At 41.6% G+C, this 16,156-nt stretch carries 17 protein-coding genes; all 17 read right to left on the reverse strand.

What is annotated here, in order from left to right; translation table 11 throughout:
• On the reverse strand, positions 1-417 hold a 417-nt coding region (locus PLE34_RS20035), incomplete at its 3' end, for a Na+/H+ antiporter subunit E (protein WP_324559908.1).
• A gap of 8 nt (positions 418-425) precedes the next feature.
• Positions 426-1,943, reverse strand: a complete 1,518-nt coding sequence (locus PLE34_RS20040) for a proton-conducting transporter transmembrane domain-containing protein (protein ID WP_324559910.1) — start codon at positions 1,941-1,943, stop codon at positions 426-428.
• Positions 1,940-2,293 carry a Na+/H+ antiporter subunit C gene (locus tag PLE34_RS20045; RefSeq protein ID WP_324559912.1) on the reverse strand — a complete coding sequence of 118 codons (354 nt, stop codon included), beginning with the start codon at positions 2,291-2,293 and terminating at the stop codon, positions 1,940-1,942. The genes PLE34_RS20040 and PLE34_RS20045 overlap by 4 nt, the downstream gene beginning before the upstream one ends.
• A gap of 3 nt (positions 2,294-2,296) precedes the next feature.
• The gene (locus tag PLE34_RS20050) at positions 2,297-2,725 is read right to left on the reverse strand and encodes a Na+/H+ antiporter subunit B (protein WP_324559914.1); all 429 of its coding nucleotides are present in this window, start codon (positions 2,723-2,725) and stop codon (positions 2,297-2,299) included.
• Positions 2,726-2,745: 20 nt separating this feature from the next.
• Positions 2,746-4,893, reverse strand: a complete 2,148-nt coding sequence (mbhE, locus tag PLE34_RS20055; RefSeq protein WP_324559916.1) for a hydrogen gas-evolving membrane-bound hydrogenase subunit E — start codon at positions 4,891-4,893, stop codon at positions 2,746-2,748.
• Positions 4,894-5,368: 475 nt separating this feature from the next.
• The gene (locus PLE34_RS20060; protein ID WP_324559918.1) at positions 5,369-7,339 is read right to left on the reverse strand and encodes a glycoside hydrolase family 3 protein; all 1,971 of its coding nucleotides are present in this window, start codon (positions 7,337-7,339) and stop codon (positions 5,369-5,371) included.
• Between the two features lie 148 nt (positions 7,340-7,487).
• Positions 7,488-8,279: an SDR family oxidoreductase gene (locus tag PLE34_RS20065; protein WP_324559920.1), complete on the reverse strand. Its 792-nt coding sequence runs from the start codon at positions 8,277-8,279 to the stop codon at positions 7,488-7,490.
• Between the two features lie 106 nt (positions 8,280-8,385).
• Positions 8,386-8,952: a DUF417 family protein gene (locus PLE34_RS20070; protein ID WP_324559922.1), complete on the reverse strand. Its 567-nt coding sequence runs from the start codon at positions 8,950-8,952 to the stop codon at positions 8,386-8,388.
• Between the two features lie 149 nt (positions 8,953-9,101).
• On the reverse strand, positions 9,102-9,542 hold the full coding sequence (locus PLE34_RS20075; RefSeq protein WP_324559924.1) for a DoxX family protein: 441 nt from the start codon (positions 9,540-9,542) through the stop codon (positions 9,102-9,104).
• Positions 9,543-9,552: 10 nt separating this feature from the next.
• The gene (locus PLE34_RS20080; RefSeq protein ID WP_324559926.1) at positions 9,553-10,608 is read right to left on the reverse strand and encodes an LLM class flavin-dependent oxidoreductase; all 1,056 of its coding nucleotides are present in this window, start codon (positions 10,606-10,608) and stop codon (positions 9,553-9,555) included.
• A 91-nt stretch (positions 10,609-10,699) separates the two neighbouring features.
• Entirely contained in the window at positions 10,700-11,653 is a 954-nt protein-coding gene (locus PLE34_RS20085) for an aldo/keto reductase (protein ID WP_324559928.1), read from the reverse strand.
• Between the two features lie 81 nt (positions 11,654-11,734).
• Positions 11,735-12,307, reverse strand: a complete 573-nt coding sequence (locus PLE34_RS20090) for an NADPH-dependent FMN reductase (protein ID WP_324559930.1) — start codon at positions 12,305-12,307, stop codon at positions 11,735-11,737.
• A gap of 41 nt (positions 12,308-12,348) precedes the next feature.
• Entirely contained in the window at positions 12,349-13,230 is an 882-nt protein-coding gene (gene ygiD / locus PLE34_RS20095; protein ID WP_324559932.1) for a 4,5-DOPA-extradiol-dioxygenase, read from the reverse strand.
• A 15-nt stretch (positions 13,231-13,245) separates the two neighbouring features.
• The gene (locus PLE34_RS20100) at positions 13,246-13,818 is read right to left on the reverse strand and encodes a YceI family protein (RefSeq protein WP_324559934.1); all 573 of its coding nucleotides are present in this window, start codon (positions 13,816-13,818) and stop codon (positions 13,246-13,248) included.
• A gap of 48 nt (positions 13,819-13,866) precedes the next feature.
• Positions 13,867-14,568, reverse strand: a complete 702-nt coding sequence (locus PLE34_RS20105) for a DsbA family oxidoreductase (protein ID WP_324559936.1) — start codon at positions 14,566-14,568, stop codon at positions 13,867-13,869.
• Positions 14,569-14,598: 30 nt separating this feature from the next.
• A complete protein-coding gene (locus PLE34_RS20110; RefSeq protein WP_324559938.1) occupies positions 14,599-15,252 on the reverse strand; it encodes an NAD(P)-dependent oxidoreductase in 654 nt (217 codons plus the stop codon).
• 13 nt (positions 15,253-15,265) lie between these two features.
• Positions 15,266-15,928 carry an NADPH-dependent F420 reductase gene (locus tag PLE34_RS20115; RefSeq protein WP_324559940.1) on the reverse strand — a complete coding sequence of 221 codons (663 nt, stop codon included), beginning with the start codon at positions 15,926-15,928 and terminating at the stop codon, positions 15,266-15,268.
• Positions 15,929-16,156 lie beyond the last annotated feature (228 nt).

Raw genomic sequence — 16,156 nt, forward strand, 5'->3', positions numbered from 1 at the left:
TTCCCTGCTTTCCAGATACATCACATGCACAAACATTACTTTCCTGTCTGTGCTTAAATCCACCACCAATGTTCCGGGCGTTAAAGAGATCATGTTGGAAAGCATGGTGATCTCGAAATCTGTTTTTGCATCTAAGGGAAGTGCTACGATACCCGGCTTCATAAAATAATGAGGGGTAATTACATCATGGCCAACCTGCAGATTAGCTTTGATCATTTCAAAGAAATAAAAAAAGATAAACCCTATGATCTTAGGCACCCTGAAAAAATAACGTATATCATTTCCTGTCCGGTCTCTCATCCATAAAATAAAAAACGCCAGCGCAAAGCCAAAGCCAATATTGGCAATCGTTAAAGAACCCGTTAAGGCCACCCAAACGAAAGTCAATATAATGTTTAAGAGCAACTGTTTTATCATAAAACATTTTATTTAGAAAGGAGGTCTCCTAACACAGCATGAATATAGGGTTGTGTATCTATCATTTCTACAGCAATCTTTTGTGAAATTTTCATAACATATTCAGCTCCAAATCCAATAAATATACTTACGGCAGCCAAACTCACCACAGGTAAAATCAACACAAATTTCTTCTCTCCGGGCAAGTCTTCAAATTCATCTCCTTTTTCAATATCGCCCTTCGGCAACCCTTTCCAAAAAACTTCCAGCCATATCTTAGCAATGAGGTATAAGGTAATAAAACTCGCAAATATCAAAGCTAAAATGAGAATAAATGAATTGGCTGTAAGTGTTGCCTGGAATAAATTGATCTTGGGCCAAAATCCGGATAAAGGAGGAATGCCTGCCAATGAAAATAAAACAATCGCAAACAAGATAGAAAGTTTCGGATAATCTTTATAAAAACCGCCTAACCTCCTTAAATCCGTACTTCCTCTTGCCTTGTAAATTATTCCGCTTACCAAAAATAAATTCGTTTTTACAATGATGTCATGGATCAAATAAAATATGGCGCCCGCAATGGCTATTTCTGTAAACAGGCCCAGACCAGCTATGAAATAACCAATATGGCAAACAATCAAATAAGAAAACATTCTGCGCATACTGTTTTTACTTATTGCACCCAAAGCGCCTGTCACCAAAGTCATGATAGCTACTATAATAAAGAGGTTCATCATAAAATGGTCAGGAACAAATATTAAAGTAAATATTCTGAACATAGCATAAATGCCCACTTTCGTCAGTAGTCCCCCGAATAAAGCAGCTATGGAGGATGGTGGTGTATGATAGGAAGATGGTAACCAAAAATACAATGGAAATACGGCAGACTTAATGCCGAACCCTACAAAAAATAATAAACCGGTTACATTCACTAAACCCCTGTTTTCAATTTGAGCAACTTTTACAGCCAGATCTGCCATATTCAAACTTCCTGTTATCCCATATAAAATTCCGATAGCGGTCAGGAAAATAATAGATGCCAGCATATTCATCGCTACATATTTTATAGCTCCTTCCATTTGAGGTTTGCGTCCTCCAAGCGTCATCAGAACAAAGGAAGAAATAATAACGATTTCGAACCACACATACAGATTAAAAATATCACCGGTTAAAAATGCGCCATTTAATCCCATGATCAGGAAATGAAAGATAGCAAAATAACCATATCTTATCCTGTTGGTACTTACAGCGGCAGTTGAGAATAAAGAAACCGATATAGCAACAATTCCAGTTAATAAAACCAATACGCTGCTGAAAGTATCTGATACAAACGTAATTCCGAACGGGGCCTGCCAATCTCCCGCCTGCATCGTCAAAATACCCGTTCCCTGCGTTTTTAAGAATAATTTCAAGGACAAAACCAGCCCTATACTACTTCCTAAAATACTAATCACCCGTTGTATGTTCACTTTCTGCCAAAAAAAGATGGCAATAATGGCAGTAAACATGTGCACTAAAACAGGAAGAATTATAAAATTATCTATCATATATCTTTATCGTGGGTATTGAGCGTATCCAGATCATCAGACCCTGTTAATAAATAAATCCGTTTTAGTAAAATAATGGCAAAAGACTGTAATCCAAAACTAATGACAATGGCAGTTAAAATCAGCGACTGTGGAACAGGGTCTGCATAAACATCTGTAAAAACAGAGGCGCCCGCTTTAATAATAGGCGGTTTTCCTTTAGCAATATCACCCATTAAAAAAATTAAAAGGTTGGCGCCATTTCCTAATAAGATCAGTCCCAAAAGAAGGCGTACCATACTTCTTCTGAACATTAAATAAATGCCTGCAGCGTATAACACACCAATTAAAATAACGAGTAGTAATTCCATAAATTATACTTCTTCCTGTTCCATATCTGATTCTGAAATCGTAAATAAAATGGTTAACGTAACACCAATAACGACAATAAAAACACCAATATCAAAAAACAATGCTGTTCCGATATGACCAATACCCGGAATGGATTTTTCTAACCATAATCCCTTCATAAACGGCGCACCAAAAAAAGTGGGAACTGCGCCCATAATAAAACACAGGAACAAACCTACCGGGATCAAGAATCCCGGGTTCGTTCTAAAAATAGCTCTCGCTTTATCGAATCCATGCGCAAAAGCATGCAAAACAAATGCAATGGAAGCTACCAGTCCACCCACAAAACCACCACCGGATAATGAATGCCCTCTTAATAAAATAAATACCGAAAACATCAGTAACAGCGGCAGCAAATAACTGGAGGCTGTTTTTAAAATTATTGAATTCATACAGCATTTATTTTAACGATTTATTCCTTTTCAGGTGCTTTTACTTTTAATTTCAACAGGCTATATACGCCCAGTGCCGCAATGGACAATACAATAATTTCAACCATGGTATCAAAGCCACGAAAATCAACTAAAATCACATTCACCACATTTCTGCCCTTTGCCAGCACATAAGCATTGTCGCCATAAAAATGGCTCACTACCTTATCTGCAGGCTCATTAAAAGCCTGAAGCGCAATTATGGAAATAATGGCTCCAAAACTCAACGCAATCAAACCATCTCTGAACTGGACCTTTAGATTTACATATTTTTTAAATTGCGGTAGCCTGAACAACACCAACACAAACAAAACAACGGTAAGCGTATCAATAGTAAACTGCGTCATTGCCAGATCAGGGGCGCCATAAAACACAAATATCAAACACATACAATAGCCTATAATGCCCATGCCTGCAATAGCCGTTAACCGGGAAGATGTAAAAACCGTGATAAGAATTGCTGAAACAATAATGATAAAAAAGACAACCTCATAAAACCGGGTTTCAGATAATTGAGCATAATTGACAGATAAGGGAACTTCTGTAAACAGGCGATACCCCACCAAACCAATCAGAAATACAATAATGGTGATTAAATAATAACGCAAATATCCATTGTGTAAAAGCCGGGTATATCTGAAAGCAAATTTATCTGTTTTACTGATAATTAGTTCTGTTAAATACTCAGGAGATACTGATTCGAAACCCGCCAGCTTTTCCTGATTGAATGGTTTTCCCTTTCTCAAAAAATAAAATATAAAGCCCACGCTTAGCGTTAAAATGCTCAATAATATAACCAAACTAAAGCCATGCCATAACTTCAAAGAAATATCTATCACTGTGCCATTAATTGATTGTGCCACCGCAGTAATTAAATTTCTATCTAAAAACATAGGAAACACACCAAAAATAATAGCTGAAACCCCAAGAATAATACCCGGCATCCATAAGAATCCGGAAACTTTTTTTACGCGGGAAAATTTTTGCGGCAGCGCTCCAAAAAACGGTTTGATCCCCACCATCAATCCGGCAATTAATAAACAAACATTACTTACAAAAGCAATACCCGTCAAAATCCAGGCTAAATTTCCGGGGGCGCCAAGCGTTGCTTCATAAATCAGGTCTTTCCCTATAAACCCAAAAGTTAATGGCATACCCGCACTGGAAAGCGCCGCTAATAACCCACCTATTGCAACCGGTTTCATCACTTTTCGCAATCCGCTTAATTTGTGTAAATCCCGGGTTCCGGTTTTATAATCAATTACACCAGCCGTTAAAAATAATCCGGCTTTGTAAAGCGCATGCACCAAAATAAATACGGAAACAGCTAACAATGCCTTTTCTGATCCAATGCCTAAGAGAAAAACCATCATGCCTAAAGAGGCAATTGTTGAATACGCCAGAATGGCTTTTAAATCCTTGCGGAATAAGGCATGGATGGCGGCATACAACATGGTGAAAGCACCAGTAATCATTAAGGAATTATTCCAGTAACTATGCGTTCCTAAAACCGGCGTAAACCGTGCTAATAAATAAATGCCGGCTTTTACCATAGTTGCAGAATGCAAATAAGCGGAAACAGGCGTGGGAGCTTTCATAGCATTGGGAAGCCAGAAATGAAAGGGAAACTGTGCTGATTTGGTAAAAGCGCCTAAAAATAAAAAGACCAGCAATAACCCATACAAACTACTGTCCTTCAAAACTTCGGAAGAAAATATCATCTCCCGGATGCTGTAACTGCCACTTAGGTTTCCCAATAAAATAAAACCTGCCAATAAGAAAAATCCGCCGCCACCCGTAACAGATAAAGACATGATAGCACTTTTCCTGGATCCTTCCTCTTCATTGTTAAAGCCAATCAGGAAAAAAGAACTGATGCTGGTTAGTTCCCAGAACACAAAAAGCAGCAATACATTATCTGCCAGAACCAACCCCAGCATGGAAGCCATAAAAACCGATAAAAAAACAAAAAACCGGTCAATAAATGGATGGTGCTTCATATATGCAGCAGCATAAAAAAATACCAGGCTACCTATTCCGGTAATCATACAACCAAATAATAAAGCCAGTCCATCTAACCGAAAATCAAGATTTATACCCATTGACGGAACCCAGGAATAATGAAACATTGCCGATTGCCCGGAATTGATCAATGGAAGAAATGATAACAGATATATAAAAATACCTAATGGAAGAAACCCAATAAGAGAAAAATGACGACTTTTTAAATATTTGCCGAAAAAAAACAATAACAGTGCTAAAAGAAAACCAGATAAAACGGCAATTAACATCAATGAGCCCTTTTAAAAATTTGGAATGCGCAATACATAGCAACTTTATCCGCAATATACATTCTTTACATCAGGATTTTTAACCAACCGGGTGGTTTTTCCCCGTGAAATTTTTAAAGTAATAATTCTTTTTCGGAGGATTATAAAAATAGCCACCATCCTATACATTATGAATCACCTGTTTCTTTGATGCAGTCTTCACAATCAGGCCTGTTTTTTAAAGTAAATGTTTAATTAAAAACTTTTCGTAAACAGAACTGTACCGCGCTGGCTGTAAATATAAAAAAGCTTTATAAAACCCCCGGACTCCAGATTACCGGTTCTTGTTATACCGCAGGCCTTCGTTGAATTGGAAAAGACCATAACCCGCTCCTTCATCATAACCGGGCACATCTTCTTTGTTGTTCTCCACTGCCTGGTTACTGATGGGTATGGTAACAGGCATCTTACCGCTGGGATTGAATTTTCCCGACACCACATCCAGCAACGCATCCGGTTCCACACCAAAAGTGGCTATCACTCCTTTAAAACGATTTTTGGTTTGGTCATTGTAAATCTCATCTATCACAAACGGGTTAGCAAAATTTACTACAAGGATAGTTGGTTTCTTAGCAGTCAATGCATTCACATAATCCACATCCACAGCGCAGGCAGATAAATTCACTTTTAATGGGCTGTCATCTGCCGGAAACAATGGACGCATAGCGGGTTTTACCCAAAGCAAAATAATATCTGCCGCTTCGGGTGTGGCAACGAATGTGAGATTTGGATGAGACTGTGCATAAACGGTTCCGGGGCCGGGCGCAGGTTTGTTGTAGTTCTTCTGGTAATCTTCGAAATAAACTTTTGTGTTTGGCGCTAAAGGCAGGCTATTGCCTTCATTGCTTAACAACACAATTGATTTACGTTGTGCTTCCTTACCAGCTTGTACAAATGAGTCCTTACCTACTGTTTCAATGGCTTTTGCTTCATCTACATAAGGGTTTTCAAACAGACCAAGCTGAAACAGTTCCATGAGCAGCAACTGTACCGATTCATCTACAAGCGGCATCACTTCGGGATGGGCTTTCAATGCGCTGATCAGTTGTGTGGGATCGGCATTGCCGGCAAACATATTGGTGCCGGCCTCCAGCGCTTTTACATAACGTTGCTCAATGTTTAAACTATCCACGCCCCAGGGCATTGACTCAATAGGACCGGTATCCGAATTGATGATACCTTTAAAGCCAAGTTCACCACGCAAAAGATCCCGTAATATTCCTTTATTGTAAGCATAAGCCACTTCCTCATACTTCGTGTCCTTCGGCAGCGAGTAATAAGGCATGATGGATGATGTTCCCGCTTTAATAGCAGCTTTAAAAGGGAGCAGGTTGGCTTCAAACCTTCCTCCCGGGAACACCGCATTTCTTCCATAAGTGTAATGTGGATCAAACCCTTTGTAGGTAGCCCCGCCTCCGGGAAAATGCTTGGTGGTTAAAGCAATGGAGCTATTGTTGAGTATATCTCCCTGGAAGCCCAGCACGATTGCCGCCATGGTTTGGGCAGCCAGCGCAGGATCTTCTCCCAGGGTGCCTTCACCCCGTTGCCAGCGCGGCTCGGTAAGCAAATCGGCCATGTACATATAACCTTTGCGGATACCGGTAGCTAACCATTCCTGGCGTGCCATATCGGCAAACTGCTGAACCATTGCTGAATCACGCATGGCCGCCAATCCAATTTCCGATGGCCATTTGGAAAAGCCAACCGATGCAGAAGCCGTTGCTCCCATGGAACCGCCGGTGATATGGTTGCGCGGATTAGAGGCAAAAATTACCGGTATGCCCAGATTATCGCTTTCCGCAAGCGCCTGCACTTTATTGGCCCAGCGTGCCATGGTATCGGCCGGCGCCGAAGTGGTGCGCCAGATGAAATGACGCATCTTATGTTGCAGGATACCCTTAGTTGTACCCACCGTGTTCATGATGGTATAAGGTAGTGGCTCTCCGGTGAACTGGTTTTTGTCCACCACAATATCCTGCTCATTGAAATCACTTGTTACAGTTTTGGTTTGAGCATTGGTCTCCAGCATAAAGGCCTCGTTGTACATGCGCATATCAGCGATCAGCATCATGCCTGCTTTTTCATCCAGTGTCATACGCTGCAGCAAATCTATACTGCGTTCGGCTGGCAACAGGCGCCAGTCTTCGTAGGCATCCAGCTTCCCATTTTTGTTCAGGTCTTTGAACTTCAAATCCTCCTGTTCAATAATGGCTGCCCCACGGGTGCCGAGTTCAGGTTGTTGCATCTCTGTTGTTTTTTTATTATCCGTGCATCCGTTCAGTGAAATCAGTAGCAGGCAAATTGCCAGAAAGCAAATGTATTTGCTGGTCATATTGTAGACATTTTTTTGCTGAGTTATCTTTTGGAAATTACTTTAAGTATAAGTTCACCACTTACGCATTTCCATAAATATTCGATTCTCCACCATCAATTGCAATGGTCTGTCCATTTACGTAAGAGGCATCTTCACTTAAAAGGAATGCTACTACTTTAGCTACTTCGTGTGGTAGCCCCAATCGTTTGGCAGGATTACGCTGGGCATATTCCGTTTCAGCAGCTTTGGGATCATCAGGATTTACCTGTCTGAACGCTTCTGCTACCATAGGAGTAAGTATTGCACCGGGTGCAATGGCGTTGGTGTTGATTCCATCCCTTCCATATTCGAGTGCTGCATTTTTTGTCATTCCCGAAACCGCATGCTTGCTGGCTACATAGGGCATTTGATTTAAAACTCCACGAATACCACCTACAGAAGCCGCATTTACAATCCGTCCATATTTTTGTTTCTGCATAACAGGAATAACATAACGCAGGGCGTAATACACGCCCATCAGGTTGATATCAATTACTTTTTTAAAAACGTTCATATCATACCCGGTTATGCTTGCTTGTTTACCTTCAATACCTGCATTGTTGTACAATCCATCAATGCGGCCAAAAGCTTTTACAGTTTCATCTATATAATTTTTTACGGCATCTTCATTGGAAACATCGGCAACAACGGTAATGATTTTTACATCCGGAAATTCTTTATTGAGTGCTGTTTTGGCATCATCCAGGCTTTTTGCGTTGTAGTCAACCAACGAAAGATTTGCTCCTTTAGATGCGAGTTCTTTTGCAGTGGCAAGACCAAGCCCCATAGCGGCACCGGTGACGATGATGGCTTTGTTTTCAAAATTTTTCATACTTATACTTTTTTACTGTGAAGAATTAAATGGATGTTACTGAATTGGTTTTGTTTTCACCAGGTTTTATAATCTGCTCAAAAAAGTGATCAACTTGAAAATTATATTATACTTTTTTGATTTGAACGTATTTTTTAGCCGCATGCGCCATGGTTACAACTGAAGCCCCCAACATAATTACATCCTTAATGACGAGCCTTCCGGCACCACTTAAATAAGGAAACCCATGTTCCGAATCTCCTAAAGCAGGCACCCAGGTTTCGGGTGTTGTAATAAGGAATGAAAGCGTAACCAATGACATGATAAAAGCTAAAAAACTACCAAACGCCGATACCGCAGGCCATATAGGGTACAGTGCAATTAATATACCGATTAAAATTATAAATGTACCCAATCCCAGGGAAAAAGCATACGTATTGTTTTCTGTATGCCATTTAATATTGTCGGGCTTATATTCTCCTTCCCTGTTCATGTGCTTTTTATATTCGGGTGCGTCATACTTGTAAAAAAAATTCATAGTGGGGCTATTGGCTACAAAAGGAACGATGCCTGCTGCTTCATACTTAAAGGCTTTTAACCCTCCAATCCATAGCATTACGATTACTATACCCAGACGGGCAATATGTATACCAGTATTTTGCAGGCTTGCTGCATAAGAAAATATTTTATTCATGGTATTAAATTTTATGCCAAAGCCAACATGGCAAAGGTACAACCACCGGAAAGCTGCTCTATTGCGTACAGGCAAGAAAAAGCGTTAACAGGGGTCAATGATAACTATTAAATAATGATCAACGGAGATACCGGTAAGCCCGGCTGTTATCAGGAAAGTACGGCCTGCTGTTTATGCCGGTTTTTTGCAAACAAAAAATGATCAATGGAATACCTCCCACTGCCCATGATTAAAAGGATGATATAGGTTAGCAAATAATGCAGCCCCATTTCCTGTTTTACAAAGGGATCTGCAATATGCACATGAAATACCGCCACCAGCATGATTATTATTGATGGAATAACGGCAAGCCGGGTGCCCAGTCCAAGCATAACGAACAGGGAGCAAATCACTTCACCAAAAATGGCCAGGCATAAGCTAAACGTTGCGCCCAGCCCTAAAAGGTCCATGAACTGAACAGGGTCTTCCGATAGCTTTCCTATTTTGGGAATGCCATGTGTAAACATCAGCAGGGCAATGCCAATACGCATAATAAGTAAAGAAACGTTTACACTTTTTGCACTATAATGCGTGCTGAACAATTTCATCATAACTAATTTTTTATTTTTTTCCTGATTGTTTTGAGTCGCTTACTGCTTTTCTTACCACCGGCGCTACTTTAGTACCAAACAATTCTATAGACTTCATGGTTTTGGCATGCGGCACGTTACCTACACTGGCCTGAGCCAGAAAGCGGGTATTACCAAACAGTTCATGTTCGTATAATATCTTATCAATTACCTCCTGCACACTGCCTACCATCAAAGCGCCTGTGGGTGATCGCGAATAATCAAATTGCTGGCGGCTCAATGGCGGCCAGCCCCTGTCGCGGCCCACACGGTTCATCATAGCGGCATAATAAGGATAAAATTCATCCGCTGCTTTCTGTGAATCTTCTCCTACATAAAAGTGATTATTGATGCCCATTTGTAGCTGGTTCAAATCCCTTCCGGCTTTTTTTGCCGTTTCGCGATACAGGTTTACAAAGGGTACAAACTGCTCCGGCTTTCCGCCTATAATAGCTAACATCAGCGGCAGCCCGAGTGTGGCCGCTCTTACTGCAGATGCTGGCGTACCGCCGGCTGCAAGCCATATGGGAATGGATGGCTGGAATGGCCGGGGGTATACGCCAAGATTCTCAAATGAAGGGCGATGTTTTCCCTGCCAGGAAAGCTTTTCACTTTTATTCAGTTTTAGTAAAAGGTCTAATTTCTCTGTAAAGAGCTCATCATAGTTGTTCAGATCGTAGCCGAACAAAGGAAAAGATTCAATGAATGAACCCCTGCCGGCCATTATTTCCGCACGGCCGCCCGATAAAAGATCCACTGTGGCAAAATCCTGGAACACGCGAACCGGGTCATCAGAGCTCAGCACCGTTACAGCGCTGGCGAGCTTTATATTCTTAGTAACCGCCGCCGCCGCACCCAGTATTACCGCGGGTGATGACACGGCATAATCGGGGCGATGATGCTCGCCAACGCCAAATACATCCAATTCCAACTGATCGGCAAGCTGAATTTCTTCCATCAGGTCTTTAATGCGCTGATGGGCATTGATTCCCCGCCCCGCAACTGTTTCCGGGTGCATGTCGGCGAAAGTAATGAGTCCTAATTCCATGTTTATTGATAATTAATAAGTTGATTTCTTTGTCATCATTATTAAACGCTGTCAACCGGTGCATTTTAGCTTCCTGTCCATTTTCACTTTTTTAGTAAGCACTGGCTTCATCTAACGCAGCCATTTGTTTTTCATTTAATTGTAAAGTAGTTGCGTGAATTAGTTCCTTCAATTGTTCTTCACTGGTAGCGCTGGCTATTGGCGACGCGATATAGGGCTTGTGAAGTAACCATGAAATGGCTAATTGAGACAGGGGTACATGCTGTTCTCCGGCTATTTTGTCCATTGCAGCCAATATCCTCAATCCTCTTTCATCCAAATATTGCTTTATTCCCTGTCCCCGTGGGCTTTTATTGAGATCTGCATCACTCCGGTATTTTCCTGAAAGAAAACCGCTTGCCAGGGAATAATAAGGGATAACGCCCAAACCTTCATCAGTAACCAATTGGAGGTACTCATTTTCAAATTTTTGCCTGTCATATAAATTGTATAACGGCTGAAGGCTGATATAAGGCTGTACATTATTTTTGCGTGCAAAATCATTGGATTCTTTGATTCTGTCAGCGCTCAAATTTGACGCGCCGATGTAACGCACTTTTCCCTCTTTGATCAATTCATTCAATGCGGTCATGGTTTCAGAAACCGGCGTTTCCGGATCATCATAATGTGATTGATACAGGTCAATATAATCTGTTTGTAATCTTTTTAATGAAGCTTCTGCTTCCTCTTTAATATACCTGGCACTCAACCCTTTTTTGCCGTCTCCCATATCGCCTCCAAGCTTTGTTGCAATTATAACATCCGCTCTTTTACCGCTTTTCTTCAACCAGTTTCCAATGATGGTTTCTGATTCGCCTCCTTTGTTCCCGGGAATCCATGTAGAATAGGTATCTGCCGTATCTATAAAATTTAATCCTGCTGCTACAAAGGCATCCAGTATTTTAAATGACTCCGTTTCGTTTAGCGTCCACCCAAAAACATTCCCGCCAAATGTTAATGGCGATACCAATAAATCTGACTTTCCTAATTTTCTTTTGTTTTCCATTTTTAAGTTTTTAATATTTTAAATCCGAATGTTTTATATGCCGGTTCATATACATTCATACTACTATCCCGGATTTAGCTGTTATTCTTTATCTTCTTTTATCGCCTTCAGTCCTTTTGTCCATCGTACCAACTGTCTTAGCATGTTGTCTGCCGTTTTGTGCGCCGACTCACCGCCTTCAAATTCGTTCTGGTCGTTGATATTTTTCTGAAAGAACGGGAAGTTTACCGATTCCGCTAAGGGTACCATTCTAAGGGTAGACAGGTCGGCTTTTAAGGCGTTGGCTGCCCTTGTACCGGCCGAAACGCCACCGTAGCTAACAATAGCCGCGGGCTTATAGCCCCATTCCTGCGAAAGATATTCCAGCGCGTTCCTTAAGGGAGCGGGATAGTTGTAATCGTATTCAGCGGTTACAAAAATAAAGGCATCCGCTTCGTCTATTTTAGCGCTCCACCATTTGGTATGCTCATGCTGGTATTTTTTAAGCACAGGATGATTGGGTTCATTCATCATGGGCAGGTTGATCTCACCAAGATCTAAAAATTCTACATTAAAGTTCCCGTTTTGTTTTGCCAGTTCCGTAATCCACGCGCCTACAATGGGGCCTTTTCTGCCCGGGCGAACGGTTGATGAAATTATTTTCAGGTTATACATTTTCTTTGTTTTGCTTTTGCTGATTATCCGTTTATTGTTCCTTATCCTAACTTAACTGAAGTCATTGTTAACGACCCTGCCACCGCTTTATCATTAAAGAAAGCTACTTCATCCCTTCCGCTTTTTAATCCTAAAGTATACAACAACGGTAAATAGTGTTCCGGAGTAGGAATAGCCAGTTGCCCATCCCTTCCAAAACCTTCATAATGGATCAGGGGTTTGTGATCGCCATCGCTGATCAGTTGCTTAAAGGTTTCATTCATCTTTAATGCCCAGTCGTATCCATAGCCCGGCTCATCCATTTTATCCCATGCCACCATCCTCAGGTTGTGAACCATATTGCCACTTCCGATAATCAGTACGCCTTTCTTTCTTAATGCATACAATTCCTTAGCCAAATCGTAATGATATTGCGGCCCTTTTGTATAATCAATACTCAACTGCAATACCGGGATACTGGCTTCTGGATACATATGTCTTACCACTGTCCAGGCGCCATGATCCAGTCCCCAGTCGTGCGACAGTTCTACCGGGGAGGAATGAATAAGCGCGGCCGTTTCTTTGGCCAGCAGGGCATTGCCCGGCGCAGGATACTGCACATCGAAAAGCGCTTGCGGAAATCCGCCGAAATCATGAATGGTTTCGGGAAAGTCCATTGCTGTAATGCGGGTGCCTTTACTGAACCAGTGCGCAGATACTACCAGCACCGCCGCCGGTGTTGGAATTTCTTTAGCCATTTGCGTCCAGCGCCGGCTGAATGCATTGTCTTCAATTCCGTTCATGGGCGAACCATGACCTATGAACAGAACAGGCATAACCTGTTCCTGTTCTTTCAGATCACTGGTAAACTTGTTGAATGCGGATAAACCTGTCATAGCTGTTGCTCCTGTAATTATTGTTTGAATAAATTTTTTACGCTTCATCGGGCGTATTTATTTTTATTGTTTAATAAATTCGCCGTCGGCTTTTATCTGAACCTCATCGCTGATCATAGGCGCAGGAAATTTAGGACCAATATTAAAATCCGAACGTTTCAAAACGCCTGTTAACTGAAAACCGGAAATAACGGCTTTTGATTGCGGGTTTTCTATTGTTCCCCTGTACCAGAGATCCATCGTAACCGGTTTGGTAATACCATGTAGTGTAAGATCACCGGTAAGCTGGTATTTGTTTTGTCCGGATTTTTTTACTGACGTGCTTTTAAAAGTCATTTTAGCATATTTTTCCACTTCAAAAAAGTCGGCGCTTCTCAGATGGTCATCCCGCATCTGCACTTCCGTATTAATGGAAGCCACATCTACCGAAAGTTCAAAAACGGCATCGCTGAAATCGGCCTGTTTAGCAACGGCTGTAACATCAAAGGTTTTAAATAATCCTGCCACATCGGAGATACCGAGATGCGTAACAGAAAAGGTTAATTTAGAATGCATCGGGTCTACCTTCCAGGTAGTTTGTGCAAATAAAGAGATGCTTAATAAAACAGCTACTCCAAAAGAAAATAATTTTTTCATGTTCTGTGTTTTTGTTTGTTTGTTATTTGTTTGTTTGTTATTTATTGTCTAATTACAGTTTCCTCCGGGTGAACAGGCTTCCCCATTCTCAGCCAGCTCAACATTGCGGTCCTGCTCAAACGACAGCCAGCTTTGCTGCAATGCCTGCAAAAACGTGTCGGGCGACTGTGCGCCTGAAACCGCGTACCTGTCATTAAAAACAAAGAAAGGAACACCGCTCACACCAATGTCACGCGCTTCCTGTTCATCCTGCTTTACCGCTGCAGCAAAAGCATCTGTAGAAAGCATTGTTTTTATTTCTTTTTCATCAAGGCCGATAGCCACGCCGGTTTGAGTGAGCACTTCCTTATCGTCAATATTTTTACCTTCCGTAAAATGTGCTTTAAACAATTGTTCTTCTGCCTCATTGCCCAGCCCATGCGTTTTGGCTAACTGAATTAACCTGTGCGCATTAAACGAATTGGCAACCACCGCTTTTTCAAAATCAAAATCCAGTCCCGCTTCTTTAGCAACCCTGGTTACATGGGTATGCATTTCTTCCGCCTGCTGTTGTGAAATACCTTTGACTGCAGCAATATGGTCAACCGCATTTATACCGGTTTTCGTTTCAAGGTTCGGATCCAACTGAAAGCTGCGCCATACCACTTCAACCTTATCTTTATCAGCAAATTTGTTTAAAGCCTTTTCAAATTTCCGCTTGCCGATATAGCAAAACGGACATCTTACATCTGACCAAATACTCACTTTCATATTTCCATTTTTAAATTGTTCTTTATATAATCAATAGGCAACGGTAAAGCGTTTACGAATATGCTTCGGGCTTTCCGCTTCGTCTATGATGGCTACCGCAAGATCATTAACCGATATGGCGCTTTTATTATTGGCATCAAATACCGGGTTATCCAAACCTGTTCTGTACACTCCTGTTCTCTGCCGGGGCGTACCCTGGTGCATTTCCAATGCGGGACTTAAAAAAGTCCAGTCCAACTGGTCTTCTTTTTGCAGCAGGCTGAGGTAATCGCGGGCAGCTGAAGCACCGGGCTTCCAGTCTGCAGGAAACTCAGGCGTGTCAACCACCTGCACACCCGGGGCAATGAACAGGCTTCCCGCTCCTCCCACAACAAGCAGCCGTTTTACGCCCGATTGCCTTGTTGCTTCCTGGATGGATTGCGATCCTTTTAAAAAATCATTATACAGGTTGGGGTTGGTCCAGCCGGCATTATACGCGCTTATAACCATGTCGCTTCCTTTTATTAGTTCCGCTAAGGCAGCGGTATCCATCACATCGCCGCGCACTACCGAAAGATGATCATTTTGTACGCTTACTTTTTCGGGATGTCGTACAATGGCGGTAACCTGGTGACCCCTGTTCAGCGCTTCTTTTAAAACTTCGGAGCCCACAAAGCCGGATGCTCCTATTACTGTTAGTTTCATATGTTTGTTTTATTTATTGATGTAATATTTTCCAGCCTGCCAGCCAGTTATAATTGTATTTCATGCCCAGGCGTATAAGTAATAATTGCATGTTTTCCAGTATCCTGCTAACCGTCAGATCGCCTGCTATAACAGGATTAAATCCTGCCGTTTGTACTAATTCCTTCACCATTTCCAGTGCATCAGTGTCGTTTCCTGCAATAAATGCATCTACTTGTTTTCCATCAATTACAGGTTGGTCAAAATCGGCCGCGAAAGTGGTGTTAAAGGCTTTGATCACTTTAGCATTGGGCAGCAGCTTTTGCAATTCTTCCGCAGCGCTTGTGTCCGGCGCGGTAACCAGCTCGTCGTAGGTTTCATTTAAAGGATTGGCAATGCTGATAACGATCTTCTGATTCGCCACCTCTCTTATTTTGTCTGCCACTTCTTTTTCCGCTGCAAAAGGAACGGCAGCAATAATAACATCCGCCTCCCAGCTTGCCATATAACTGCAATTAACAGATTCTACATCAGCGCCGGGATAAGCGCTGGTTATTTCCTTCTCCAGCTTTTTAAGCTTGCTTTTATCATTGGTAAATAATAATAACCGGTAATTGCCCTTGGCAAGGCTTTTTGCTATAGCCGACCCCATACTACCTGTGGCGCCAATAACAGCTATGGTTTGTTTTGTTCGCATATCATAATAAATTTGATACTGCAAAGCTACGGCAACAATGAGCCTCAGCCCATTGCGTTCGGATAAGAAATAGCATTGATAATCGTCAAGGCATAGTCTTGATAAAAATCAATATACATTTTTAGAATTAAGCAGATCAGTTGCAAGGCATTATTGTGATTCAACTTTTTGTGCTAAGTGATAGTATTGGGCAACTATAAATCAGGGAAAGTAACAATAGTTCAAACG

The organism is Agriterribacter sp. (assembly GCF_035445465.1).
Lineage (GTDB): Bacteria > Bacteroidota > Bacteroidia > Chitinophagales > Chitinophagaceae > Agriterribacter.